Source organism: Youngiibacter fragilis 232.1 (genome assembly GCF_000495435.3).
Classification (GTDB): Bacteria; Bacillota; Clostridia; order Clostridiales; family Clostridiaceae; genus Youngiibacter; species Youngiibacter fragilis.
Genome location: NZ_AXUN02000233.1, coordinates 1 through 24751, shown reverse-complemented (window position 1 = coordinate 24751; position 24751 = coordinate 1). Strand labels below are relative to the sequence as shown.

The 24751-nt window shown below is 49.1% G+C and carries 25 protein-coding genes and 1 riboswitch; of the genes, 23 read left to right on the top strand and 2 right to left on the bottom strand.

The window, feature by feature from the left end; all coding sequences use genetic code 11:
- Positions 1-35: 35 nt before the first annotated feature.
- On the top strand, positions 36-380 hold the full coding sequence (locus tag T472_RS18655) for a type II secretion system protein (protein ID WP_023386142.1): 345 nt from the start codon (positions 36-38) through the stop codon (positions 378-380).
- On the top strand, positions 381-950 hold the full coding sequence (locus tag T472_RS18650) for a hypothetical protein (RefSeq protein WP_040908254.1): 570 nt from the start codon (positions 381-383) through the stop codon (positions 948-950). It begins immediately after the preceding gene.
- A 38-nt stretch (positions 951-988) separates the two neighbouring features.
- Here the strand turns inward: T472_RS18650 and T472_RS18645 are convergent, their stop codons facing one another.
- Complete coding sequence (locus tag T472_RS18645) at positions 989-1777, bottom strand: Cof-type HAD-IIB family hydrolase (RefSeq protein ID WP_023386147.1); 789 nt, start codon at positions 1775-1777, stop codon at positions 989-991.
- A gap of 221 nt (positions 1778-1998) precedes the next feature.
- Positions 1999-2098: riboswitch (purine riboswitch) on the top strand.
- Positions 2099-2157: 59 nt separating this feature from the next.
- On the opposite strand from T472_RS18645, the gene guaB reads away from it, so the two are divergent.
- The 4 genes from guaB (at position 2158) to T472_RS18625 (ending at position 7865) form a co-directional block, all read left to right on the top strand.
- Entirely contained in the window at positions 2158-3615 is a 1458-nt protein-coding gene (guaB, locus tag T472_RS18640) for an IMP dehydrogenase (protein WP_023386149.1), read from the top strand.
- Between the two features lie 8 nt (positions 3616-3623).
- Positions 3624-5156: a glutamine-hydrolyzing GMP synthase gene (guaA, locus tag T472_RS18635; RefSeq protein ID WP_023386151.1), complete on the top strand. Its 1533-nt coding sequence runs from the start codon at positions 3624-3626 to the stop codon at positions 5154-5156.
- A 226-nt stretch (positions 5157-5382) separates the two neighbouring features.
- Entirely contained in the window at positions 5383-6660 is a 1278-nt protein-coding gene (locus T472_RS18630; RefSeq protein ID WP_023386153.1) for an ATP-binding protein, read from the top strand.
- Positions 6661-6857: 197 nt separating this feature from the next.
- On the top strand, positions 6858-7865 hold the full coding sequence (locus tag T472_RS18625; protein WP_023386156.1) for a Fic family protein: 1008 nt from the start codon (positions 6858-6860) through the stop codon (positions 7863-7865).
- Between the two features lie 257 nt (positions 7866-8122).
- Here T472_RS18625 and T472_RS18620 read toward each other — a convergent pair whose 3' ends face one another.
- Complete coding sequence (locus T472_RS18620) at positions 8123-8962, bottom strand: Cof-type HAD-IIB family hydrolase (protein WP_023386158.1); 840 nt, start codon at positions 8960-8962, stop codon at positions 8123-8125.
- 329 nt (positions 8963-9291) lie between these two features.
- Here T472_RS18620 and T472_RS18615 point away from each other — a divergent pair, with 329 nt between their 5' ends.
- From T472_RS18615 to T472_RS18535, 17 genes are all read left to right on the top strand, one after another.
- Positions 9292-9567, top strand: a complete 276-nt coding sequence (locus T472_RS18615; protein ID WP_023386160.1) for a CC/Se motif family (seleno)protein — start codon at positions 9292-9294, stop codon at positions 9565-9567.
- 45 nt (positions 9568-9612) lie between these two features.
- The gene (locus tag T472_RS18610) at positions 9613-9900 is read left to right on the top strand and encodes a CC/Se motif family (seleno)protein (RefSeq protein WP_023386162.1); all 288 of its coding nucleotides are present in this window, start codon (positions 9613-9615) and stop codon (positions 9898-9900) included.
- Between the two features lie 146 nt (positions 9901-10046).
- A complete protein-coding gene (locus tag T472_RS18605) occupies positions 10047-10349 on the top strand; it encodes a CC/Se motif family (seleno)protein (protein ID WP_023386165.1) in 303 nt (100 codons plus the stop codon).
- A gap of 187 nt (positions 10350-10536) precedes the next feature.
- Positions 10537-10731: a hypothetical protein gene (locus T472_RS18600; protein ID WP_023386167.1), complete on the top strand. Its 195-nt coding sequence runs from the start codon at positions 10537-10539 to the stop codon at positions 10729-10731.
- A gap of 48 nt (positions 10732-10779) precedes the next feature.
- Positions 10780-11295: a SprT-like domain-containing protein gene (locus T472_RS18595; protein ID WP_160319154.1), complete on the top strand. Its 516-nt coding sequence runs from the start codon at positions 10780-10782 to the stop codon at positions 11293-11295.
- Between the two features lie 141 nt (positions 11296-11436).
- Complete coding sequence (locus T472_RS18590; RefSeq protein ID WP_023386171.1) at positions 11437-12777, top strand: glucose-6-phosphate isomerase; 1341 nt, start codon at positions 11437-11439, stop codon at positions 12775-12777.
- Positions 12778-12849: 72 nt separating this feature from the next.
- Positions 12850-13560 (top strand): pseudouridine synthase, encoded by a 711-nt coding sequence (locus T472_RS18585; protein ID WP_023386173.1) that lies wholly within the window; start codon positions 12850-12852, stop codon positions 13558-13560.
- A gap of 338 nt (positions 13561-13898) precedes the next feature.
- Positions 13899-16133 (top strand): DNA helicase PcrA, encoded by a 2235-nt coding sequence (pcrA, locus tag T472_RS18580; protein WP_023386175.1) that lies wholly within the window; start codon positions 13899-13901, stop codon positions 16131-16133.
- Positions 16134-16150: 17 nt separating this feature from the next.
- A complete protein-coding gene (gene ligA / locus T472_RS18575; RefSeq protein ID WP_023386178.1) occupies positions 16151-18151 on the top strand; it encodes an NAD-dependent DNA ligase LigA in 2001 nt (666 codons plus the stop codon).
- Positions 18144-18449, top strand: a complete 306-nt coding sequence (locus T472_RS18570) for a hypothetical protein (RefSeq protein WP_023386180.1) — start codon at positions 18144-18146, stop codon at positions 18447-18449. The genes ligA and T472_RS18570 overlap by 8 nt, the downstream gene beginning before the upstream one ends.
- A 75-nt stretch (positions 18450-18524) precedes the next feature.
- Positions 18525-18815 carry an Asp-tRNA(Asn)/Glu-tRNA(Gln) amidotransferase subunit GatC gene (gene gatC / locus T472_RS18565; RefSeq protein WP_023386182.1) on the top strand — a complete coding sequence of 97 codons (291 nt, stop codon included), beginning with the start codon at positions 18525-18527 and terminating at the stop codon, positions 18813-18815.
- A gap of 1 nt (position 18816) precedes the next feature.
- Positions 18817-20259 (top strand): Asp-tRNA(Asn)/Glu-tRNA(Gln) amidotransferase subunit GatA, encoded by a 1443-nt coding sequence (gene gatA, locus T472_RS18560; RefSeq protein ID WP_023386185.1) that lies wholly within the window; start codon positions 18817-18819, stop codon positions 20257-20259.
- 9 nt (positions 20260-20268) lie between these two features.
- Positions 20269-21702 carry an Asp-tRNA(Asn)/Glu-tRNA(Gln) amidotransferase subunit GatB gene (gatB, locus tag T472_RS18555; RefSeq protein ID WP_023386187.1) on the top strand — a complete coding sequence of 478 codons (1434 nt, stop codon included), beginning with the start codon at positions 20269-20271 and terminating at the stop codon, positions 21700-21702.
- A 102-nt stretch (positions 21703-21804) separates the two neighbouring features.
- Positions 21805-22779: an AIR synthase family protein gene (locus T472_RS18550; RefSeq protein ID WP_023386189.1), complete on the top strand. Its 975-nt coding sequence runs from the start codon at positions 21805-21807 to the stop codon at positions 22777-22779.
- Between the two features lie 30 nt (positions 22780-22809).
- Positions 22810-23547, top strand: a complete 738-nt coding sequence (gene rph / locus T472_RS18545) for a ribonuclease PH (RefSeq protein ID WP_040908251.1) — start codon at positions 22810-22812, stop codon at positions 23545-23547.
- A 3-nt stretch (positions 23548-23550) separates the two neighbouring features.
- A complete protein-coding gene (gene rdgB, locus T472_RS18540) occupies positions 23551-24162 on the top strand; it encodes an RdgB/HAM1 family non-canonical purine NTP pyrophosphatase (RefSeq protein WP_040908249.1) in 612 nt (203 codons plus the stop codon).
- Between the two features lie 3 nt (positions 24163-24165).
- Complete coding sequence (locus T472_RS18535) at positions 24166-24654, top strand: metallophosphoesterase family protein (protein WP_023386191.1); 489 nt, start codon at positions 24166-24168, stop codon at positions 24652-24654.
- Positions 24655-24751: the final 97 nt, after the last annotated feature.

Below are 24751 nucleotides of genomic sequence, written 5' to 3'. Positions count from 1 at the left end.
AATGTGGATACCAAACAAAAAGAGGGGGAATATAAATGGAAAGACGGAAAAGGATGAAGGGCTTCACTCTTGTGGAGATGCTGGTGGTGATCGCAATTTCTGGAGTGATCCTTGCAATCTCTGCGCCAAAGTACAACGGGCTTGTGGAGAAGGCTGAGAGCATTCAGGAGCTGTCGGTCAAGAGGGAGGTCGTCATGCTTGTCGATACCTACAACGCCCTGAATGCAACGGACATCGCTGAGGATGACACCATGACGGAGATCGCTGCGCTGACAGGGATAAGTACGGACCTTAAGGACATACTTACAAGGGAGAATGCTGATACTGATTTCGCTGCCCTTACAGTTGCAGGTCTTCGGACTGCACTTTCTACACCCTGATTGATGACGCTGATGCAGCTGTCGCTGTCAGCGGTCTCAACAATGTCAGCATGCGCGGCTGGAGCCATGATCCTTCTTAAGGATGGAAACGAGGTGAAGAAGGCGGCATTAGCCGCCATCTTCATATCGTCCATGCTGCTCAACCATGTTTCTGGTATCAGTGGAATGGAGGTGGTTTTCTCGTCTGTGCTGCTTGTCAGTGCGATCACAGACGCCTATACAGGGGAGGTGCACCAGATCCCAATGTGGCTCCTGTTTCCGGCAGCAACAGCAGGCTTCATTGTGAGGAAGAGTTACGTTGCGGCATTGTTCGGATTCCTTGTCTGGATATACAGGAAGGACAGGAGGCTCAAATACTGGTTCGGTGAGGGGGATCTGTATATCCTTGCGGCGATTGCCATGATGTACGGGACGGGGGTATTCAGGGCTATGGCTATAGGAGCAGCGCTCGCGCTTGTCTGGTGCCTTGTGAAAAGAAGCCGGGAGGCTTACTTCATACCCTTCCTTTATCTGGGGCTGATGGTATCAAGGATGGAGGTCACTGATACCTTATTCTACTTCTTCATATAGAAAAAACCTTCGGAAGCTGAGACTCCGAAGGCTTTTTTCTATTTCAGGTGCTGTTCCATGATCGCGAGCACTCCGTCATCGTTGTTTGATGGTGCTGTGAATCTCGCGGCTTCCTTGACCCTGGGTATGGCATTGTCCATGGCGTAGCTGTACTCTGCCCTGCCCAGCATCTCAATGTCATTGCCGTTGTCGCCGAATACCATGGTCTCTGAGGGTGAAATGCCGAGCCTTTCCTGAAGATAGGCTATTGCAGTGCCCTTGTTAATGCCCTTCTTCATGATGTCCACGTTGTTCTTTGCAGTCGCGACAGCGACCATGGAGTCTCCCACGATATCCTGGAGTATCGGGGCATAGTGGACAGCATCGTTGTCTTCTGTGATGACTGTAAGCTTCAGTATCTCATCCTGAAGTCCGGTAAGGGTGTCCATATCCCTCAGCCTGTGGAAGAATTTGTTTATGTGTGCTGCTGTCTCGGCTTTGACTCCTGAGATATATGCGGATTCCTTCCCGCACACGACCAGCGCGACCCCGTCCATCGCCTGGATGGCATCTATTGCCTTTCCTGTCATTTCCTTCTCTATTGAAGTGTTGAACACAGGCTCTGTTCCCTTCACAAGGAAGTTCCCGTTTTCAGCAGCGAACCATATGTCATCCATCTTGTCCTGGAAGAAGCTTCTTATCTGGTAGTACTGGTTTCCTGAAGCGACAACGAAATATGCTCCGGTTTCCTTCATCCGGTTGAATAGGGTATCGAAACGTTCCCTGTCATAGGTCATGTCTGACCGGAGGAAGGTACCGTCCATATCTGTAACAACAAGCCTTATCATTCAATTCACCTCCCTTAGATTATATCAGCACATCATTTGATCCAGCCGATATTATCAGAATCTGGAAACGGTGTAAACCATTGCGGTTGCTTGCTTTACGGATTTTTCTCAATATGGCCTGAAAATATGAAGGATTCGATTTAATGTTTATGTAAATTTACAACTTTTCTTGCATGGCTTCAATTGACATGGTACAGGTACATGGATATAATTAAGTTTAAAATTAAATAAGAAACTATACTCATATATGTTCTGGATAAGGCAGGACGTCTCTACAAGGAACCATTTGAATTCCTGTCTATGGGTGATAGAAGCTGTATCTTATGGCGTGCTGTCACTTGTTGACGGCATGCCATTTTAATTTTGAGGAGGAAACCGACTTGAACAAGATTGTCAAAACCGCTTATACCTTCGATGATGTGCTTCTGTTACCCCATAAATCCGAGGTGCTTCCAAAGGATGTTTCCCTTAAGACCAGGCTCACTTCAACTCTGGAGCTGAATATCCCCCTAATGAGCGCAGGAATGGATACGGTCACTGAATCTGCGATGGCGATTGCAATAGCAAGGGAAGGCGGCATCGGTATAATCCACAAGAACATGTCTATCGAGGAGCAGGCCCACGAGGTGGACAGGGTAAAGAGGCAGGAGAACGGCGTAATAACGGATCCATTCTTCCTCAGACCTGACAACACACTGGAGGATGCCCAGTGGCTCATGGCAAGATACAGGATAAGCGGAGTGCCTATCGTAGTTGACGGCAAGCTGGTCGGCATAGTCACCAACAGGGACCTTGTATTTGAGACGGACAACACAAGGCTTATAGATGAAGTCATGACAAAGGAAGGCCTTATAACCGCCCTTGAGGGAACTACACTCGATGAGGCGAAGGAAATCCTCAAGAAGAACAAGATCGAGAAGCTCCCGCTTGTCGACAAGGATAACAACCTCAAAGGTCTGATTACTATCAAGGACATCGAGAAGATAAAGAGGTTCCCTAATTCTGCCAAGGATTCAAGGGGCAGGCTTCTCTGCGGAGCTGCTGTCGGTGTAACCGAGAATCTGCTTGACAGGGTCGCGGCTCTGGTCAAAGCACAGGTGGATGTGGTAGCATTAGATACGGCACACGGACATTCACAGGGTGTCATGGATGCGGTAAGGAAGATAAAGGCTGCCTTCCCGGACCTTCAGGTAATAGCCGGAAATGTAGCTACCGCCGAGGCCTGCGAGGACCTTGTAGCAGCTGGTGCTGACTGCATTAAGGTCGGCATAGGACCAGGGTCGATCTGTACGACAAGAGTCGTTTCAGGTGTTGGCGTACCACAGCTTACAGCAGTCATGGACTGCGTCGAGGTTTGCAGCAAATACGGAATCCCTGTCATAGCTGACGGTGGAATCAAGTTCTCAGGTGACATTGTCAAGGCGCTTGCCGCAGGAGCGAAGGTCGTAATGGCCGGATCGATACTTGCAGGCTGCGAGGAGTCACCAGGAGAAATGGAGATATACCAGGGCAGGAACTACAAGGTATACAGGGGAATGGGTTCCCTTGCTTCAATGAAGAAGGGCTCAGGAGACAGGTATTTCCAGGAGAATGCCAAGAAGCTCGTGCCTGAGGGAGTCGAAGGAAGGGTCGCTTACAAGGGCTACGTATCCGAGACAATATTCCAGCTTATGGGCGGAGTAAGGTCAGGAATGGGTTATCTTGGAGCTGAGGACCTGGAGGCTCTCGAGAGGAACGCGAGATTCGTCGTCCAGACTTCAAGCGGACTAAAGGAAAGCCATCCGCATGACATCTATATTACAAAGGAAGCACCGAACTACAGCAACGCAGATTTATAGGAGGTCCCATGGAACAGAAGGGAATCGTAGTCATCGACTTCGGAGGTCAGTACAATCAGTTAATAGCAAGAAGGGTCAGGGAGGCTGGTGTTTTCAGCGAACTGATACCAAACAGGACGCCTGTCGACGAGATAAGGAAGAAGAATCCGGTGGGCATAATACTGACAGGAGGCCCTAACTCGGTCAATGCTGAAGGTTCAATGACCATAAGCACAGAGATCTTCGAGCTTGGAGTTCCGGTTCTCGGGATATGCTACGGCCATCAGCTCATGACAAAGCTTCTCGGTGGAGAGGTTGTAAGAGGTGATGTCAAGGAATACGGAAAGACCGAGATAACATTCGAGGACAACACCACTCTGTTTGACGGACTGAGGAAGGAATCCATAGTATGGATGAGCCATGGCGACACTGTCCACAGGGCTCCTGAAGGATTCAGGATATCAGCTTCAACCAAAGACTGCGAAGTCGCTGGTATGGAGAATGATGAGAGAAGACTCTATGGAATACAGTTCCATCCTGAGGTAGTGCATACCGAGCTTGGGACTGAAATCCTCGAAAGCTTCATATACAACATCTGCAAGGCTGAGAAGACCTGGGAGATGAAGGACTATGGCGACATGAAGATCAGGGAGGTCAAGGAGCTTGCAGGGGACTCAAAGGTAATCTGCGCGCTTTCAGGCGGAGTTGACTCATCGGTTGCAGCTGTCCTTGTACATAAGGCCATAGGCAAGAACCTTACCTGCATATTCGTCGACCACGGACTTCTTAGGAAAGACGAAGGCGACATGGTAGAGGAAATATTCAGGAAGAGGTTTGAGATGAACCTCATAAGGGTAAATGCAGAGGAAAGGTTCCTTTCAAAGCTCAAGGGCGTATCAGACCCAGAGAGGAAGAGAAAGATAATCGGCGAGGAGTTCATAAGGGTATTCGAAGAAGAGGCCAACAAGCTTGGCGACATAGACTACCTTGTACAGGGAACCATATATCCTGACGTTGTTGAGTCAGGTACTGGAACCTCAGCGGTTATCAAGAGCCACCACAACGTGGGCGGACTTCCTGAAGACATGAAGCTGAAGCTCATAGAGCCGCTCAGGGAGCTGTTCAAGGATGAGGTCAGGAAGCTTGGAGAAGAGCTTGGAATACCGCACGACCTTGTATACAGGCAGCCATTCCCGGGACCTGGTCTTGGAATCAGGGTTCTCGGAGAACTCACTGAAGAGAAGCTCCACATTGTAAGGGAAGCTGATGCCATATACAGGGAAGAGATTGCAAAGGCTCACCTTGACGAGACCATATGGCAGTATTTCGCTGCACTTCCAAACGTAAGGTCCGTTGGAGTAATGGGCGACGAAAGGACATATTCACACATGATAGTCCTTAGGGCAGTCAACTCAATCGACGGAATGACCTCAGACTGGTCAAGGATACCATATGATGTCCTGGATATCGTAAGCAGAAGGATAGTAAATGAGGTAAAGGGAGTAAACAGGGTAGTTTACGACATAACCTCAAAGCCGCCTGCTACAATAGAGTTCGAATAAGCTACATATACGCTGAAGGTCAGTAAATGGCCTTCAGCTTTTTTCATGAAAGCAAATAAATAAAAAAGGCAAAAGATGTTATAGGAATAAAAATCGCAAAGCAGGGGCTTGAAATCACAAGGAATGTAATTATGAAATCACAAGGAATGGAAATGCAAAATCACAATGAATGGAATTGTGAAATTACAAGGAATAGGATATGCTGTAGTTAGGAGGAGGAGTGGTAATGAATTTATCGGATTACAGACCGCGAATCATAGATAGCAAGATTGAAGACTACCTGTCCGTTTTTGGAGCAGTATGTATTGAGGGCCCAAAGTGGTGTGGAAAGACATGGACTTCATCATATCATTGCAAGAGTGAAATTTTGATTGGAGATCCGGCAGGTAATTTTCAGAACAGGAGATTGGCAGAGTTGAATCCGGCCCTTGTACTTGAAGGGGAAAATCCAAGACTGATAGATGAATGGCAGGAAGTGCCCCAATTGTGGGACGCTGTAAGACATAAGGTGGATCAGGAAAAAGATAAGGGCAAGTACATTTTGACTGGTTCAGCTACACCTAATCATAAGGGAATAATGCACAGCGGGGCGGGAAGGATTGCAACCATAAGAATGAGACCCATGTCATTATTCGAATCAGGCGATTCAAGCGGGAAGGTGTCACTTGAGTCAATCTGTAATGGAGAAGATGTTTCAGCAATGACAGGAGATGTTGATCTGAAGAACATCATACATCTTATCATCAGAGGTGGGTGGCCCGGCAATCTGAATGTTCCTGAGAAAAAAGCAGGGCTGGTTCCTGCAGAATACCTGAAGGCTATAGTCAATGATGATGTTTATCGAATAGATGGAATAAAACGGGACACTGCAAAAATGAATCTGCTGTTGAAATCCCTGGCAAGAAACGAAGGTACAACAGCAACAATTAAAAAGTTGAAAAATGACATAAGTTCTGCAGATGATGAAGACATTGATGTGGCAACAATTGCAAGTTATCTTGATATACTTTCAAGGTTGTTCATTATTGATAATCAGCAGCCATATTCTACCCGCATCCGGTCATCAGTACGTGTTAAACAGGCAGAGAAGAGGCATTTTGCAGATCCATCATTGGCATGTGCACTAATGAAGGCGACTCCTGAAATGCTTCTGAATGACCTGGAGACGTTAGGTTTCCTGTTTGAATCACTCTGTGAGCGTGACTTGAAGATATATGCGGAATCATTTGGCGCAAATCTATATCATTATCAGGACTACAGGAGCAGGGAAGTAGATGCAGTCATAGAGTTGAAGGATGGAAGATGGTGCGCATTTGATATAAAGCTTGGTGCGAACCAGATAGATAAAGCAGCAGAAAGCCTTACAAAATTGAGCAGGGAAATTGCGGATGATCCACATGGGAAAGTGCCATCTGTACTTTGTGTGATATGTGGAATGTCAGTTGCAGCGTATAAGAGGAAGGATGGGGTATACGTAATCCCTATTACTGCATTGAGAGCATGAGCAATTGAATTGGACCATTTTTTGTATTTGCAGTGCTCTTAGCTGGAAAGAGAAACTCAAAAACAAAAATTTAATTCGAAAAGCCTCTAAATAGAATCGGACAGTCTTATTATTAGGTAATATGATATAATTAAGTAGAAGTATAAAACAATAGTAATAATATATTGAAGCGAATTTTACACATCAGTGAGGATACCATGAGCAAAAATGGATATGTTCCGCCATATACAATATCAAACAGAACGGTCAATCTGATTTCTGAGATTACAGAAATCATTGTCGAAATTGCAATAAGTGATAAAATGAGCAACAATCCAAGGCTAAGGAGAGACAGTCGAATCCGGACAATCCATGCATCGTTAGCCATTGAAAACAATTCGTTATCTTTAGATCAGATGACAGATATCATCAATGGAAAGCGAGTCCTTGGATCACCGGATGAAATATGCGAAGTTAAGAACGCTTTTGAGGCATATGAAAGACTTCTTGAGTTAAACCCATACTCAATCGAGGATCTTCTTTTGGCCCACAAGGTACTGATGAAGGACCTGACTAAGGAAGCTGGTACATATCGAAGCGGCGGGGTAGGAGTATTTGCAGGAGAACAATTGGTACATATGGCTCCACCGGCAACCCAGGTACCACACCTTATAAAAGACCTGGTAGAGTGGGCAAATGAATCAGAGGTACATCCGCTGATTAAAAGCTGTGTATTTCACTATGAATTTGAATTCATTCATCCTTTTGCTGATGGGAATGGCAGAATGGGGCGAATGTGGCAGACACTGATTCTCTACAAATGGAAGCCGTTGTTTGGATGGCTGCCTATAGAGACGTTGATCAAGGAGAGACAGGATGAATATTACAAAGTGTTGGGAGAATGTGATCATAGCGCTGACTCTGGCAAATTCATCGATTTTGTTCTGACTGCTATTTATGATGCATTAAGGGAACTTGCAGAAAACGCACAGGTCACCGCACAGGTCACCGAACAAGTCACCGAACAAGTCGAGAAGTTGCTGGGAGTCATGAGTGATAAGGAATATTCTACGAAGGATTTAATGGAGCTTTTGGGATTGAAGCATAGGCAATCATTCAGAGATAAATACCTGTTGCCTGCTTTGGAAATGGGTTATGTAGCAATGACCATACCTGATAAACCTAGCAGCAGCAGGCAGATGTATAAGAAGCTGGTTAAGAAGTAAGGTAGTTAATGCACATACCTATTACTTCATTAGGATAATGAGATGATTTGCCATTCCGCATCTTTAAAAATACGTGTCAGCCTCAGAATCGTTCATATTTGTTTGTATAATATCGGTTGCTGTAATGAACTTTTCAGATAGGATTAAATATCACTTGTCAGCATATCGTGAATCAGAATAAAATGTTGTTCTGCAGAATAAGGCACCACTAGCAGAAACTAGTGGTGCCTTTAATGATATGTTTTTTAAGGGCTATTTCAGATAAGCCCGAAATGCACGAATGCATTGTACAAACCGTCCTTGTCTACGTCGGTGGTGACGAAGTCTGCAGCTCTTTTGGCCTCATCCCCGCCGCTTCCCATGCAACAGCTCTTTGCGCAATATTCGAACATCGGTATGTCTATGTTCGCATCCCCGAAGGCTATGGTGTCCTCGACGTCTGCACCGAGATGCTCGAGAAGCTGATGGACAGCGTTTGCCTTGTCGATTCCCTTGACTCCAAGGTCACCGAACAGAGGATGCTCTCCCTTGCCTCCCCAGGTATTTGCCTTAAGGTCTGGGAATTCACTGCGGGCATCAAGGAAATCCTTGTAGCTTGAAAGTACGAAGCTGACCTTGTTGAGGTCATCCCTGTAGAGCTCGCCTCCGAAGATCATCTCGGGGAAAGCCTCGCGGACTGTTATTGAGGCGGCCTTGGCATTTCCTTTTCCAGCAGAATACTCACGTATGACAGGCTCCCCGACCTCTTCAAAGCGTTCGCTGGCGTAGAGGCCGCTGTTTGATTCGAGATAGAATTCAAGCTTTCTCGAATGGAGCCAGTCCACTATCCGCCTGGCCTGCTCAGGAGTGATCCTCTGGTGCATTACGACATACCCGTCATCCTCCACATAGCTTCCGTTACCTCCGATCATGCCGTCAAGGCCGATGTCCCAGATGTTCTGATATACCTCGGACCTGCTCCTTCCGGTACATATATAGACGCGGTGCCCATTCTTCCGTGCTGTCCGTATCGCATTGACTGCGCTTTCCGGAATGTTGTTCTGATAGTCTACAAGAGTACCGTCAACATCAATGAAGAGTATCTTATTTCCGCTCATCTCTTATCCTCCGTTCCATTTTTGTCATGAATATTGGATTTCTTTGATTCTCTTATCATTATAAGCCACCAGGCCGGTATCAGGCATGTTAAGATTCAGTGAATGGAAATCCTGATAAATGGATCTGCATGAGGTATACGGGGAGAAATGTTAAGCCATGCAGAGCACTGTACAGATACAAGAAATTTAGAGTTTTTTAGGAATAATATGGTATGATTTACCATAAGGATATGTAGAAATGAGACATCGCAGCTTATCAGTATTTGTAAGAAAGGAGCATGGGACATTTGCAGTCTTTAGAACACAGTAAGTATGACTTAAAGGTAAATATGACCTCTGAAGCCAGGGAGTTCATAGTTTCAAAGGGCGGAGCTTGCTATGTAAATGAGGGTGGAATTCACGGCTGCTGCACAGGTGCGGCTCCCATATTGACGGCTTATGTCGGAGCCCCCAAGGATATTACAAGGTTTACCTTGGTAGAGGTTGACGGAATCAAGGTATACGTGGACAGGAAATATGTAGGCAGGAATCCGGTGAGGATTTCACTCGACAACATAATCATGATCAAGAGGCTCTATGCTGAAGCAAGGGTAACCGAAGATTAAGTTAAGTAAGTTTATGCAGGAAGTCTTAGATATGGAGGGTCAGTAATGAACGTAAACATCACAAAGGAAGCAAGGGATTTCATAATTCAGAAGGGCGGAGTAGTCTATATCAATGAGGCGAACTCACAGGGCTGCTTCAGCGGAGCTACTCCAATACTTTCAATATATGTAGGAAAACCAAAGGATACGACAAGGTTCGAACTTGTTGAGGACGAAGGCGTAAGCGTATATGTAGACAGGAGATATGTCATAAGGAATGTGATAAACGTCTCGCTGGACAACATACTTATGATAAAGAAGCTCTATGTCGAGGCAAAGAGCGTAGAGGAATAGAAGAATTGCACCTAATTGAGAATTGTTATCAATAATTCACAGGCTTTTAAAAGTGTGTACACATGGAAATGAATTATGGATGCTACAATGACTATGATGGAGGAGATATAACCTTCCATCAATAGCCTGTAAAAGAGGTGCTTAAAATGAGGATCAAAATTTCACCAGAGGCAATGGATTTCATAGTCGAAAAAGGTAATAACGTATATATAGTGGTTGCAAATGCGATGGGTCGCATTTCATGGGTTCATCCGGTGCCAAGCATATATGTCGGGGTTCCGAAGCACGCCGAACGCTTTGTCAAGTATGAGAAGGACGGAGTAAACCTGTATATCGACATGAGGTATCCGCTCAAGGACGAGATAAGGATAACACTGGACAAGATATTCAACATCAGGAAGCTTTATGCTGAGGGCAGGCTGGTCGAAAGCCTGTTCAACACCGCCTGACCTAATGTCAGGCAAGTGGGTTAGTTTCAAGCGATATCATGGCGGAAAGCTCATGCTTTTCGCCATTGGAATTTTTCCTGGGTTTGTGCGCCTGCATGAGTTGCCGGGAAGCGTTTTTGTTAATCGATTGTACACAGAATCAAAACATTTTGATGTTATAATCTTTAAAAACAAGGAGGCGATTTCTTTGAGTATCGAGGACATCAAGAAGAAGGCTGGAATCATAAAGAAGCACGACGATCCTGATACGAACGTTGATGTCAACAAGATCATCGAGCACAGTGACGTCACCAGGGAAAAGGTTAATCCTGCCGGGATAAGCCACGACAATAACTTCATGCACAAGGAGAAATCAACTGCACAGAAGAAGAGGGGCAAATAAAGTGAAATGGAGGCCAGATAATTCTGGCCTTTCTTAATGGGTGGTAGCATGCACAAGATATGGAATCTTAATGAGGTTGAAAGGGTCCTGACTGAGACAGGTGAAAGGGCCGGATTAAGTACGAAAGGCATCCCTGTGAGCATAAGCGACAGGATGGAGAAGACAATGGGTTCCTTTGTCTTCAAGGAGAAGGACGGAAAGGTGAAGGCACATGAGTTCAGGTTTTCCGCAAGGCTGCTTTCAGGGGAGTTTGACGAGGAAGTTGTCAGGAACGTGATAATACATGAATATGCGCATTTCTATGCCAATGTGACCACAGGAAGGAACAACGGGCACAATGCTGTATTCAAGAACGTATGCAGATCCCTCGGGATTCCTGATGACACTCTTTTCACTGCTCCAGGAACAAGGGTTATAAGGAAGAAGGGCTATAAGCTGGTGTGCTCAACCTGCGGTGAAACCGTAGCGGTGAGAAGGCACAGGGATGCAGCGGTGGATATCGTGAAATACAAGATATCCGGATGCTGTGAAGCGAAAATCAAGGCCATGATGGGCTATTTCTGAGCAATCTGCCATGAGAAGCCGGGTTTCGTTGAAAATCACGTCATATTAGCGTAAAATTGAATCAGGTGACTGTACCTGATTCATTTTTCAGCGGGTTTTGTCATTGAATAACCATAAGATAAAGTAAAGGCTGGTGTGAGTATGTTAAAAGTCGATCTTTCAAAACTTCAGGGATTCATCAATCCGGACGAACTCGAAAAGCTTGAGCCAATGGTCAAGGCAGCGTACAAACTTGTAAAGGACAAATCCGGTGCAGGAAATGACTTCCTTGGATGGGTAGACCTTCCGGAGGACTACGACAAGGAAGAATTTGTCAGGATAAAGAAGGCTGCAGAGAAGATCAAGGGCGATTCAGACGTGCTTGTTGTTATCGGAATTGGCGGTTCATACCTTGGAGCCAAAGCGGCAGTAGAGATGCTTAACCATGGTTTCCACAACCTGCTTCCGAAGGAGAAGAGGAATGCTCCGCAGATATTCTTCCTTGGGCAGAACCTCTCAGGAGCTTACCTTAACCAGGTGCTTGAGATGATCGAAGGGAAGGACATCTCGGTCAACGTAATATCCAAGTCAGGAACTACCACGGAGCCTGCGGTAGCCTTCAGGATAATGAAGGACTACATGGAGAAGAAATACGGCAAGGAAGAGGCTGCAAAGAGGATCTATGCCACAACCGACAGGGCAAGAGGAGCCCTCAAGACCCTGGCGACTGCTGAAGGCTATGAGACCTTCGTAGTTCCGGATGATGTAGGCGGAAGGTTCACGGTACTGACTGCAGTTGGCCTGCTTCCGATAGCTGCAGCCGGAATAGACATTGATGCCATGATGGCAGGAGCTAGGGCAGCAAGGAATGACTACGCTGCAGACAGCCTGAAGGACAACGAGTGCCTGCAGTATGCGGCTGCAAGGTGCGCGCTGTACTACAGGGGCAAGGTGACTGAGATACTCGTAAACTACGAGCCATCACTGATATACTTCTCTGAATGGTGGAAGCAGCTCTATGGTGAAAGCCAGGGCAAGGATGGCAAGGGAATATTCCCTGCATCAGTATCCTTCTCGACCGACCTGCACTCAATGGGACAGTACATACAGGAAGGCCTGAGGAACATATTCGAGACTGTGATAAAGGTTGCTGAACCAACATCTGACTTCGTTATCGAGGCAAATGATGATGACCTTGACGGACTCAATTTCCTTGCAGGAAAGACCCTGTCCTACGTCAACACAAACGCCTTCAAGGGAACTCTTCTCGCACATGTTGACGGAGGAGTACCGAATGTGGTGCTCAACCTTGACAGGATAGATGCGGAGAACTTCGGATACATGGTATACTTCTTCGAGCTCGCATGCGCAGTCAGCGGATACATGACAGGAGTCAATCCATTCGACCAACCGGGTGTCGAGGCATACAAGAAGAACATGTTCGCACTCCTCGGCAAGCCTGGCTATGAAGAGCTGAAGGAAGCGCTGGAGAAGAGACTGTAACATAAAATAAATGAAAGGGGGAACGCCTGAAGAACAGTTTTCAGAGTTTCCCCTTCTTTTTTAAGGAGTAGCATGGAAAGACTGGATAAGATACTCGGGAATATGGGCTATGGCTCAAGGAAAGAGATAAAGGAAAGCGTAAGGAAGGGTCTCGTCACCGTAAACGGGATCGTGGCAAAGGATCCGGGGATGAAGGCAGACCCGGAGAAGGATGTCATTGTCATTGACGGGGAGGAGATAGTATACAGGAAGTACATCTACCTCCTCATGAACAAGCCGGCGGGAGTGGTTTCAGCAACCTTCGACAACCATGACACCACTGTAGTAGACCTTCTGCCGTTTGACTACAAGTCCTTCGAGCCTTTCCCTGTGGGAAGGCTGGACAAGGATACGGTGGGGCTGCTTCTGCTTACGAATGACGGCGAGCTGAACCACAGGCTCCTTGCGCCTAAAAGCCATGTCGACAAGGTCTATTACGTGAACCTTGAAAATGAGGCTGATGAGAGCGACATAGAAGCCTTCAGGAAGGGGCTTGAGATAGACGGAGGCTACAGGTGCATGCCTGCTGACCTTGTTATCTCTGAAGATGACAGGAAAGAGGTCCATGTAACCATCAGGGAGGGCAAGTTCCACCAGGTCAAGAGGATGTTCAAGGCGAGAGGCAACGAAGTGACCTTCCTGCAGAGGGTGTCCTTCGGACCAATCGTCCTGGACGAGGACCTTGACGAGGGCGAAATCAGGGAGCTCACCGATGAAGAGATAAACATGCTCCAAAATCTGTAAATCTAAAAGTTTACATTATTGTAATTCCAAAATGAAAAGGTTTAATCAGGCGAGATGCTGAAATATGACGCAAAGCGTTGATACAGGCGGGTTTTTGGGTTTATAATCCATGTAGGGATAAGCAAAGGAACAACAGCCCCTTTTCTTATTTGGCATGGCGCCCCCCCAATTCGCCTTGCCCGAAAGCCTCATAAACCCTCCGGATCCCCCCAGATTGCCGGAGGGTTGTTTTTTTATATTGACAATGATCATGAGTGAACATGAGTTCTTATAAAAGTCGTGGAGAGCTCCGGCTGATATGGTATAATCTAATGGAAATGATCTTAGGAGTGAGTTATTTGGACCTTAAGAAACTGCTTAACAAAGAACAGTACGAAGCCGCAACCACGATAGACGGACCTGTCCTCATTCTGGCAGGTGCTGGCTCAGGAAAGACCAGGGTCCTGACACACAGGATCGCCTACATGATACAGGAAATGGGAGTCCAGCCGTATGAGATACTTGCCATAACCTTCACCAACAAGGCCGCAGGCGAGATGAGGGAAAGGGTGGTGAGCCTCATAGGGGATGTGGCCCTCAACATGTGGATCTCAACCTTCCATTCGAGCTGCGTGAGGATACTGAGGCGCGAGATAGAGAACCTGGGCTACAAGAAGGACTTCACCATTTATGACAGCTATGACCAGAAGTCCCTCGTCAGGCAGATCATGAAGGAAATGAACATAAGTGACAAGGAATACCCTGAGAAGCAGATAATAGGGATGATCTCCGATGCCAAGAACAAGCTTGAAAGCCCTGAAGCCTTCAGGAGGAAGCACGAGTACCACTACAGGAACAGGAAGATTGCCGAGGTATACGAGACATATCAGACAAGGCTCAAGGCAAACAGCGCCATGGACTTCGATGACCTCATAATGAAGACTGTGGAGCTTTTCAGAAGGTTTCCTGAGGTTCTTGAGAAATACAGGAGAAAGTTCAGGTACATCATGGTGGACGAGTACCAGGATACCAACCATGCCCAGTACACTCTGGTGAAGCTCCTTGCGTCAGAGCACAGGAACATATGCGTGGTGGGAGACGACGACCAGAGCATATACGAGTTCAGGGGAGCCGACATAAGGAACATCCTTGACTTCGAGATGGATTTCCCGTATGCCAAGGTAGTAAAGCTTGAGCAGAACTACAGGAGCATGGGAACCATACTAGATGCCGCAAACAACGTCATAAGGCACAACCTGGAGAGGAAGCCGAAGGCGCTCAGGACAACGAAGGACAGGGGAGAGAAGGTAAGGGTCTACAGTGCGTACAACGACAAGGATGAGGCATCGTTTGTGGCGTCAGAGGTGAGAAGGCTCGGAAGGGACGGCAGGAACTACAAGGAGTTCGCGGTCCTCTACAGGACAAACGCCCAGTCAAGGAACTTCGAGGAAGCCTTCATGAGGGAGGGCATTCCCTACAGGATCATTGGAGGACTGAAGTTCTACGACAGGAAGGAGGTCAAGGACATCCTTGCATATCTCAGGCTTGTGAACAACCCCTTCGACGAGGTGAGCCTGAGAAGGATCATTAACGTGCCTAAAAGGGCCATAGGGGACACCACTGTTGAGAAGCTGGCCCAGGCCGCAAGGGACAACGAGGAGACGATGTTCGACCTGATGCAGGACCTTGAGGAGCTCAACATAATCAAGGGGAAGACGCTGAAGTCCGTAATAGACTTCAGGAACATGCACCTTTCCTTCATGGAGAGCCAGCTTGACATGACTGTTTCTGCATTCGTGAAGCATGTGCTGGAAACCACAGGCTACATGAAGGAGCTGGTGGACTCCAAGGACCCTGAGGACCTGTCGAGGATAGAGAACCTTGAGGAATTCGTGAATGCGGCCCTTGACTTCGAGATGATGAATCCGGACGGGCAGCTTTCAGATTTCCTTGAAAGCGTGGCTCTTGTCTCTGACATAGACTCCATGGATGCCAAGGAGGACGCTGTCCTCCTCATGACCCTCCACAGCGCAAAGGGACTTGAGTTCCCGGTTGTGTTCATGGTGGGCATGGAGAACGGACTGTTTCCGGGAGCGAGCTCCCTTGAGGACCAGAAGGATATGGAGGAGTCAAGGAGGCTCGCCTATGTGGGCATAACCAGGGCCATGGAGCTTCTCTACATGACCCATGCCGAGGTGAGGGTGGTGTATGGAAGGACTGTAATGTATCCGCCGTCGGAGTTCCTTGTTGACATACCGAAGGAGCTCAAGGAAAGCGTCGGCGGTAACAAGGAGGCTTACGTCAGGGCTCACTCGCAGGGGACCGGAGGCTTCTTCGAGAGAAGGTCGAGGCTTTCAGAGTATGCTGCAAGGGAAGCGCAGGAAAGCGCCATGCAGACCCTCGACAGGCCTGGAAAGAAGACACTGTCCAAGGAGGACGCCAAGCCCGGTACGAAGGTAAGGCATCCGAAATTCGGGAATGGTACGATAGTTAACGCCATACACGAGAGCGGTGACGTGAAGGTCACAATAGCCTTCGATTCACAGGGAATAAAGAATCTGATGCTTAGCCTTGCTCCACTGGAGCTGGTATAGCTGGTATAGGAGTTGAAATGGACAGTATTAAGCGGATGGAGGAGCTTGTTTCGGAGCTGAACAGGCTTTCAAGGGAATATTACGTTTTGGACAGCCCCAGCGTCACCGACGCTGAATATGACAGGAAGTACGACCTGCTTAAGGCAATCGAGCTTGAGACCGGGATCGTGCTGCCGGACTCGCCTACCCAGAGGGTGGGTGACACCGTGCTGCCTGAATTCAGGAAGCACACTCACAAGGGAAGGCTCTGGAGCCTTGACAAGGCGCAGAGCCTTGAAGAGCTTCACGCATGGCACCTTAGGAACGTGAAGTTCGTCGAGGCTGCAAATGCGGAGGGTGGTGAAAGCCTTCCTCCGCCTTCATATGTCATAACAAGGAAGTTCGACGGACTTACACTTAACCTGACCTATGAGGACGGGCTGCTCGTGACTGCAGCAACAAGGGGAACGGGAGCAATTGGCGAGGAGGTGACCGCCCAGGCGAAGACCATAAAGTCAGTGCCCTTAAGGATCCCTGACAGGAACACTCTGGAGATCCATGGAGAGGCCATGATGACGAAGGCCGCCTTCAGGAAGTACAACGAGGAGTCCGATGTCCCTCTGAAGAACACGAGAAACGGTGCTGCAGGGGCGCTGAGGAACCTTAACCTGAACGAGACGAGGAAGAGGAACCTTACGGCTTACTTCTACGATATCGGGTACATCGAGGGAAGGACGTTTTCCAGCTATACGGAGATGCTTACGCATATCAGGGATTGCGGATTCCTCATGGATGAGTATGTGAGAACTGCAGGAACCTTCTCTGAGATAGAGGCAGCCATAAGGGAGATCGAGGAAGGGCGTGCAGAACTTGACTTTGACATCGACGGAGCCGTGATAGCTGTTGATGACACAAGGACTCGGGAGCTCATGGGCTATACGGTGAAGTTCCCCAAATGGGCCATTGCCTACAAGTTCGAGGCTGAGGAGGCTGTAACCAGGCTCCTTGACGTGGAGTGGAACGTGGGAAGGTCAGGAAGGGTCGCCCCTACAGCGATACTTGAGCCGGTGGAGCTGGCAGGTGTAACCGTGAAGAGGGCTACCCTGAACAACATGGATGATGTCAGGCGAAAGAACGTGAGGATTGGCTGTGATGTGCTTGTCAGGCGTTCGAACGACGTCATACCTGAGATCCTGAGGTCAGTTTCAGAAGGTGATGAGGGTACCAGGGAGATAGTGCCACCGGAATTCTGCCCGTCCTGCGGCACTCCTCTGGTCCTTACGGGAGCCCACTATTTCTGCGACAATACGCTTTCCTGCAAGCCGCAGATGGTGAAGAGCCTTGTGCACTATACTTCAAGGGATGCCATGAACATCGAGGGATTGAGCGAGAAGACTGCCGAGCAGCTTTTCGAGGCCCTGGGTGTCAAGAGCATCTCGGATATCTACAGGCTGAAGAAGGAACAGCTTCTCACGCTGGAGAAGTTCGGGGACAGGAAGGCTGAAAACATCCTGAAGGCAATTGAGGATTCCAAGGGCAGGGAGCTGCATGCGTTCCTGTACGCGCTTGGGATACCGAATGTTGGGGTCAAGACTGCAAGGGACCTATCCGAAAGGTTCGGGTCGCTGGAGAGGATAAGGGATGCAAGCCTTGAGGAGCTCCTGGAGGTCCCTGAAGTCGGAGGGATAGTCGCCGACAGCATCCACGAGTTCTTCAGGAGCCAGGCGGTTCTTGACGAGCTTGAAAGTATAAGGGAGAGCGGCGTAGTACCGAAGTCAACAGAGAAGGTGAGGATCGAGAGTCCGTTCACAGGGAAGACTGTGGTCGTGACCGGTACCCTCAGGAACTTCGGAAGGAAGGAGATCGAGGAGAAGCTGATCTCACTTGGAGCAAAGGTGTCATCCTCGGTATCGAAGAAGACTGACTTTGTCCTCTATGGCGAGGAAGCGGGCTCAAAGCTCACGAAGGCCATGGACCTGAATGTGAGGACAATTACAGAGGAGGAATTCCTCGGTATGGCTGGTGGTCTTGATGGATAGGGGAACGCTTAATACACCTGACTTCCTTGACCACCTTCTGACAATTCTTTGCTGGGTGTTCGTTGCCGTGACCACTGGAGTGCTTCTGCTCACAATGCTCACGACCTACCATTTCCTTTACCTGCAGTATTTCAATAACTATGATGCCCTTCAGCTCTCCATGTTCATCGGACAGCTGCTTTGGGGCATCAGGTTCATGATAGATTCGGGGAAATGGCCGAAAAGCAGGGTGTATGGCATTATTTCACTTGCAATGGCTGCGGTGAGCCTCTTTTTCTTCTATTCAGGAGTGTCCTGAAGCGAGGGTTGTGGTAAAATATATGAATTAAGGCGGAAACGGCAACTATAGCCGTGCCTTCAATGGAGGTAGAATATGTCTGTTTCTAGGAAGGACGTGGACTACATAGCCGAGCTTGCGAGGCTTAAGTTCACCGAAGATGAAAAATCAGGGTTCATTACGGACCTCAACAACATACTGGGATACGTGGACAAGCTTTCCGAGCTTGACACTGAAGGTGCTGAAATCCTGGTCAATCCTATCTATATCGAGAATGTGTACAGGGAAGACGTGGTTGCAAAGTCAATGGACCAGGATGAATTCCTGATGAATGCTCCCGACAGGGTCGAAGAGTATCTCAGGGTTCCCAGCGTCATAGAGGTGTAAGATGGAACTGTTTGAATACAAGGCGCATGAACTTAAGGGTATGCTCGGTAAGGGCGAAGTAAGCGCAAAGGATGTTGCGGAGTCCTTCCTTGGAAGGATAGGGGCAGTGGACGAGAGCGTAGGCGCATTCCTTGCCGTTGACAGGGAATCCGCTCTCGCGGGAGCCAAAAGGTACGATGACGGCGAGAAGGATGGCCTTCTTGCGGGAATTCCAGTAGGGATAAAGGACAACATATCCGTGAAGGGTATGCAGAATACCTGCGCCTCGAAGATCCTCGAGGGCTACATCGCTCCCTACGATGCCACAGTCACAGAGAAGATAAAGAGGCAGGGCGGAGTTATCGTCGGAAAGCTTAATATGGATGAATTCGCAATGGGGTCATCCACAGAGCACAGCGCATACAAGCTGACAAGGAACCCCTTCGGTCTTGACAGGGTACCGGGAGGTTCTTCAGGCGGATCGGCAGCATCAGTTGCCGCAATGGAGGTTCCGGTTTCACTAGGCACTGATACTGGCGGATCGGTAAGGCAGCCTGCTGCCTATTGCGGAATAGCCGGACTCAAGCCTACCTACGGCTCCATTTCAAGGTACGGTGTGACTGCCTTCGGTTCGACCCTTGACCAGGTGGGGACACTTGGTCGCGACGTAAAGGACCTTGCACTCATAACCTCCGCAATAACCGGCAAAGATGACAGGGACTTCACCACACACTCAAGGGACCTTGGCGACCTGTATGCAAACCTATCAAAGGACATCAGGGGCAAGAGGATAGCGCTCCCTGATGAGTTCCTTGGTGAAGGCCTTAATGAAGACGCAAGGAAGAGCATCGAGGAGTCAGTCAAGGTATTTGAAGCACTTGGCGCCAAAGTCGAGAGAGTAAGCCTCAAGATGGCGGACTTCTCCCTTGCGGCCTACTACATAATATCCTCGGCGGAGGCTTCGTCCAACCTTGCGAGGTTTGACGGAATAAGGTATGGGTTCAGGGCGAAGGAGGCTCTCGACCTCATCGACCTCTACAAGGAGTCGAGGAGCCAGGGCTTCGGTCCTGAGGTAAAGAGGAGGATCATGCTCGGAACCTACGTCCTTTCGGCCGGCTACTATGACGCCTACTACAAGAAGGCGCTTAAGGTAAGGAAGCTGATACAGGACGAGTACAACAGCATATTCTCCAATTTCGACGCGATGATCTCCCCGACTACCCCTACGCCTGCATTCAGGTTAGGGGACAAGACTGAGGATGTCATGGCAATGTACCTTAATGACATCTACACGGTTCCGGTGAACATAGCGGGCATACCTGCAGTTTCAATACCGTGCGGACTGAGTGAAGGGATGCCGCTTGGACTCCAGATAATGGGAGCCCATTTCAGCGAGCAGACCATACTTGACATCGCCTATGCATACGAGAGTGAACGGGGCCTTGACCTAAGGCCTTCATTATAGGAGGGCACCATGAGATACGAAGCGGTTATAGGACTCGAGGTCCATGTTGAGCTCCAGACAAAGACGAAGGCATTCTGCGGCTGCACCACTGAATTCGGCGGAAAGCCCAATTCACATGTCTGCCCAGTATGTCTCGGGCTTCCGGGAGCCCTTCCGATGATAAACAGGCAGGTCGTTGACTTCGCGCTGAAGACCGGACTTGCGCTCAACTGCAAGATCAACACATTCAACAGGTTCGACAGGAAGAACTACTTCTATCCTGACGCTCCGAAGAACTACCAGATAACACAGAATGACTTCCCCATATGCCATGACGGCTATGTGGAGATCGAGACTTCTGACGGAAGCATAAAGAGGATCGGGATCGAAAGGATCCACATGGAGGAAGATGCAGGAAAGCTCATGCATACCTCCAAGGGCTCCCTTGTCGACTTCAACAGGTCAGGAGTGCCTCTCATAGAGATAGTCACGAAGCCTGACATAAGGACTCCGGAGGAGGCTACTGCCTACCTCACGAAGCTCAGGGCAATACTCTTCGCACTTGGCGTCTCCGATGTCAAGATGGAGGAGGGAAGCCTGAGGTGTGACGGCAACATTTCCGTGAGGGAAGTCGGTGTAACTACCCTTGGCGTCAAGTCAGAGGTCAAGAACATGAACTCCTTCAAGGCCCTTGAAAAGGCCCTCGGCTATGAGTACAGAAGGCAGTGCGAGGCTGTTGAGAACGGGGAGAGGCTCACCGTCGAGACCAGGAGATGGGATGATTCCATCGAGGAGACAAGGCTCATGAGGTCCAAGGAGATGGCCAACGACTACAGGTACTTCCCTGAAGGCGACCTGGTCACCCTCGATATAAGCGATGAGTGGATCGAGAGGGTAAGGAAGACGATACCTGAGCTTCCGCACGAGAAGGCTGAGAGGTTTGTCAGGGAATACGGCATACCGAAGTATGATGCCATGGTCCTGACACTTACAGCGGACATGGCTGACTTCTTCGACGAGGCAGCCAAGGAAGCGAAGGACGGCAAGGCAGTGTCCAACTGGATAATGGGAGACCTTTCGAGGCTCATGAACGAGAACGGTACCTGGATAGCCGACCTGAAGTTCGGACCCAGGGAGCTGTCAGGGCTTGTCGCGATAATAAAGGACGGCACAATATCCTCTGCCATGGGCAAGAAGGTACTTGAGTTCATGTTCGAGGAGGGCAAGGACCCTGCTTCTATCGTTAAGGAAAGGAACATGGTCCAGGTGAGCGATGAAGGCGCGCTTCTTGAGGAAGTCAAGAAGGTGCTTGCTGCGAATCCCAAGGTAGTCGAGGACTACAGGGCAGGCAAGACGAAGATACTGGGCTTTGCTGTTGGACAGGTCATGAAGGCCACAAAGGGCCAGGCGAATCCGACTGTCATAAACAAGCTTGTCGCTGAGGAGCTTGAAAGGCTGAAATAGGAAGAATGGCAATGCCTCCGGACACTTTACGTGGACGGAGGCTGTTCCATTTTTCAGCCATTGTGGTAGAATGTAATGAGTCAAATAGTAGCGAGGTAGATTATGGAAACTGGCAAACTCAACTGGGACATACTCCAGAGGCTTATAAAGAAGAATAGCGGTGCTGAAAGGGCTGAGGTGCTGAAGAGCGGAAGCATCGGTGAAGACTGTGCGGTGCTCAAGATGAACGACGGTCTGATAGTCATGTCGACTGACCCTGTGACTGCGGCGACAAGCGGTCTCGGCAACATCGCGCTTCATATCAACATAAATGACATTGCAACGACCGGGGCTGAACCGCTTGGGGTGCTTGTAACTATCCTTGCGCCAAAGGGTTCTTCCTTCGGGGATATAGAGACTGTCATGAAGGACATTTCAAGGGAGGCACGCCTCATGAACGTGCAGGTCATGGGCGGGCATACCGAGGTGACAGATGCCGTGAACAGGATGGTTGTATCCCTTACAGCTGTTGGAGTTGTAAGCGAGGAAGAGCTTATAACGACCTCAGGAGCAAAAGTTGGAGACAGCATCATCGTCACCAAATCGCTTTGCCTGGAGGGGACCTCCATAATAGCGAAGGATTTCCCGGACAGGTCAAGGGAGGTACTTACCGAGGAGGAACTGAGGGAAGCTGAAAACTACGCAATGGAGCTCTCGGTGCTCAAGGAGGGAATGCTCCTGAAGGGTCTTGCATCCTCGATGCATGACATAACCGAAGGCGGGGTGCTTGGAGCGCTTTGGGAGATGGCTCAGGCTTCCGGAACCGGCTTTTCGGTCCGTGAGGACATGATGCCAGTAAGGCGTGTTACAAGGAAACTCTGCGAGAGCTTCGGGCTTGACCCTTTAAGGCTCATATCCTCAGGCTCAATGCTCATAGCGGTGAAGGATGCGGATGAAGCCCTGAGGAGACTCGAGGGGGCTGGGATCAAGGCCACTGTGATAGGCAGGGTAACTGAAGGAAGAGGAATACTTCTTGCTGAGGAAGAGATTGAAGTGGTCCCTCCTGCGAGGGATGAGATATACAGGCTCTACGAATAATTGCCGTTCAGGCGCGAAAGAGGAAAATTTATGAGGATTGACGGAAGATTAAACGATGAGATAAGGAACGTGAAGGTCACCAGGAACTTCACCAAGTACTCCCAGGGCTCCGTGCTCATGGAGATGGGGGACACGAAGGTAATCTGCACCGCGATGATCGAGGATAAGGTACCAGTGTTCCTGAAGGGCTCAGGAAGCGGATGGATAACGGCTGAATACAGCATGCTGCCAGGATCCACCCAGACGAGGAAGCAGAGGGACATTGCGAAGCTTCGGCTTGACGGAAGGTCCACTGAGATACAGAGGCTTATCGGGCGTGCACTGCGGTCAGTAGTTGACCTCACTGCCCTCGGTGAGAGGACCATATGGGTCGACTGCGACGTCATACAGGCTGATGGAGGCACGAGGACTGCCAGCATAACGGGTGCTTTCGTGGCCCTTGTGGACGCGGTAAACGCCATCGACAAGGTCACCCCGTTCAAGAGATATCCAATAAGCTCCGCGGTAACCGCAATCAGTGTCGGAATTGTACATGGCGAGCCTATGCTCGACCTTTGCTATGTGGAGGATTCCAAGGCTGAGGTGGACATGAACGTCGTTATGAACAGCAAGGGTGACTTCATAGAGCTGCAGGGGACCGGAGAGGAAAGGCCCTTCAACAACATCGAGCTCATGGACATGCTTGAGCTGGCGACGATCGGGAACCAGGCGCTCATAGAGAAGATGAAGGAGACCCTGGGAAGCGCAATGGACAGGGTTCTGAGGTAGGATATGAGGATAATAATAGCAAGCAACAACAAGCATAAGGTTGAAGAGATAAAGGACATGCTGGCGCCTCTGGGATTTGATGTATTATCAATGAAGGATGCCGGAATAGTGATGGAGGTCGACGAGGACCAGGATTCCTTCAGGGGCAATGCCCTGAAGAAGGCTACCGAGCTTTTCGAGAGCCTTAGCCTTCCTGAAAGGAAGAATACCTATGTCCTTTCCGATGACTCGGGACTTTCCGTGGATATACTTAACGGCGCTCCAGGCGTCTATTCTGCACGCTATTCGGGCGAAGGGGCTACTGATTCCAAAAACAATGAGAAGCTCCTTAACGAGCTCTCTGGAGTCGCATGGGATGAGAGGACCGCAAGGTTCATCTGCGCCATGGCTCTTATAGGTGAAGAGAAGGAAATCATAGTCCAGGGGGAGACTCCGGGGATAATAACATTCGAGCTGAAGGGGGAAGGCGGCTTCGGCTATGACCCGATGTTCTATTCCCTTGAGCTTAACAAGACCTTCGGTGAGAGCGCACCTGAGGAGAAGAACGCAATATCCCACAGGGGCAAGGCGCTTGCGCTGCTTGTAAAAGAGCTGTCACTTGAAGAAGGGGAATAGCATATGCTTATCGCGGTAGTTTCCGATACCCACAGGAGGACCACGAGCATCAAGCAGGCCATAGCCATAATCGGTAAGGCTAAGCCTGACAAGGTGATCCACCTCGGGGACAACATGGATGATGCCGACCTCATGGAGGCCATGCTTGGTATGGAGGTAATAACCGTTCCTGGCAACTGCGACTACAGCGCTGAAAAGGACTTCAAGGTCATCGAGGCGGGACACCTTAAGATATTCGCTACGCATGGCCATGCGTACGGGGTCAAAAGGGGTCTCCACGAGCTTGCGAAGGCTGCAAAGGATAAGGGGTGCCACATAGCCCTCTACGGGCACACTCACATCGCTTCAGAGGATTCGTCCGATGGAATACTGACCTTCAATCCGGGCAGCGCTGCTGAGCCCAGAGGGGGCCAGAAGCCTACAATCGGTTTCGTCGAGATCAGGGGAAACAAGACTGGATTCAGGTTTGCAGGCATTGACGCTGGCCGATAGGCATGAAAAATTCAGAGGTTAATTGATAAAGTAACTTCCTCTTTGCCAAACTCAATTCCACTCATGTAAGAATCGGTAATTTCTTTGATGTGTATGG

What these genes read in the sequence shown, in the direction of transcription:
- T472_RS18655 (WP_023386142.1), top strand. Translation starts at nt 36, where the DNA reads ATGGAAAGACGGAAAAGGATGAAGGGCTTCACTCTTGTGGAGATGCTG.
- T472_RS18645 (WP_023386147.1), bottom strand. Translation starts at nt 1,777, where the DNA reads ATGATAAGGCTTGTTGTTACAGATATGGACGGTACCTTCCTCCGGTCA.
- guaA (WP_023386151.1), top strand. Translation starts at nt 3,624, where the DNA reads ATGGAACAGAAGGGAATCGTAGTCATCGACTTCGGAGGTCAGTACAAT.
- T472_RS18630 (WP_023386153.1), top strand. Translation starts at nt 5,383, where the DNA reads ATGAATTTATCGGATTACAGACCGCGAATCATAGATAGCAAGATTGAA.
- T472_RS18625 (WP_023386156.1), top strand. Translation starts at nt 6,858, where the DNA reads ATGAGCAAAAATGGATATGTTCCGCCATATACAATATCAAACAGAACG.
- T472_RS18620 (WP_023386158.1), bottom strand. Translation starts at nt 8,962, where the DNA reads ATGAGCGGAAATAAGATACTCTTCATTGATGTTGACGGTACTCTTGTA.
- T472_RS18615 (WP_023386160.1), top strand. Translation starts at nt 9,292, where the DNA reads ATGACCTCTGAAGCCAGGGAGTTCATAGTTTCAAAGGGCGGAGCTTGC.
- T472_RS18610 (WP_023386162.1), top strand. Translation starts at nt 9,613, where the DNA reads ATGAACGTAAACATCACAAAGGAAGCAAGGGATTTCATAATTCAGAAG.
- T472_RS18605 (WP_023386165.1), top strand. Translation starts at nt 10,047, where the DNA reads ATGAGGATCAAAATTTCACCAGAGGCAATGGATTTCATAGTCGAAAAA.
- T472_RS18595 (WP_160319154.1), top strand. Translation starts at nt 10,780, where the DNA reads ATGCACAAGATATGGAATCTTAATGAGGTTGAAAGGGTCCTGACTGAG.
- T472_RS18590 (WP_023386171.1), top strand. Translation starts at nt 11,437, where the DNA reads ATGTTAAAAGTCGATCTTTCAAAACTTCAGGGATTCATCAATCCGGAC.
- T472_RS18585 (WP_023386173.1), top strand. Translation starts at nt 12,850, where the DNA reads ATGGAAAGACTGGATAAGATACTCGGGAATATGGGCTATGGCTCAAGG.
- ligA (WP_023386178.1), top strand. Translation starts at nt 16,151, where the DNA reads ATGGACAGTATTAAGCGGATGGAGGAGCTTGTTTCGGAGCTGAACAGG.
- T472_RS18570 (WP_023386180.1), top strand. Translation starts at nt 18,144, where the DNA reads ATGGATAGGGGAACGCTTAATACACCTGACTTCCTTGACCACCTTCTG.
- gatC (WP_023386182.1), top strand. Translation starts at nt 18,525, where the DNA reads ATGTCTGTTTCTAGGAAGGACGTGGACTACATAGCCGAGCTTGCGAGG.
- gatA (WP_023386185.1), top strand. Translation starts at nt 18,817, where the DNA reads ATGGAACTGTTTGAATACAAGGCGCATGAACTTAAGGGTATGCTCGGT.
- gatB (WP_023386187.1), top strand. Translation starts at nt 20,269, where the DNA reads ATGAGATACGAAGCGGTTATAGGACTCGAGGTCCATGTTGAGCTCCAG.
- T472_RS18550 (WP_023386189.1), top strand. Translation starts at nt 21,805, where the DNA reads ATGGAAACTGGCAAACTCAACTGGGACATACTCCAGAGGCTTATAAAG.
- rph (WP_040908251.1), top strand. Translation starts at nt 22,810, where the DNA reads ATGAGGATTGACGGAAGATTAAACGATGAGATAAGGAACGTGAAGGTC.
- rdgB (WP_040908249.1), top strand. Translation starts at nt 23,551, where the DNA reads ATGAGGATAATAATAGCAAGCAACAACAAGCATAAGGTTGAAGAGATA.
- T472_RS18535 (WP_023386191.1), top strand. Translation starts at nt 24,166, where the DNA reads ATGCTTATCGCGGTAGTTTCCGATACCCACAGGAGGACCACGAGCATC.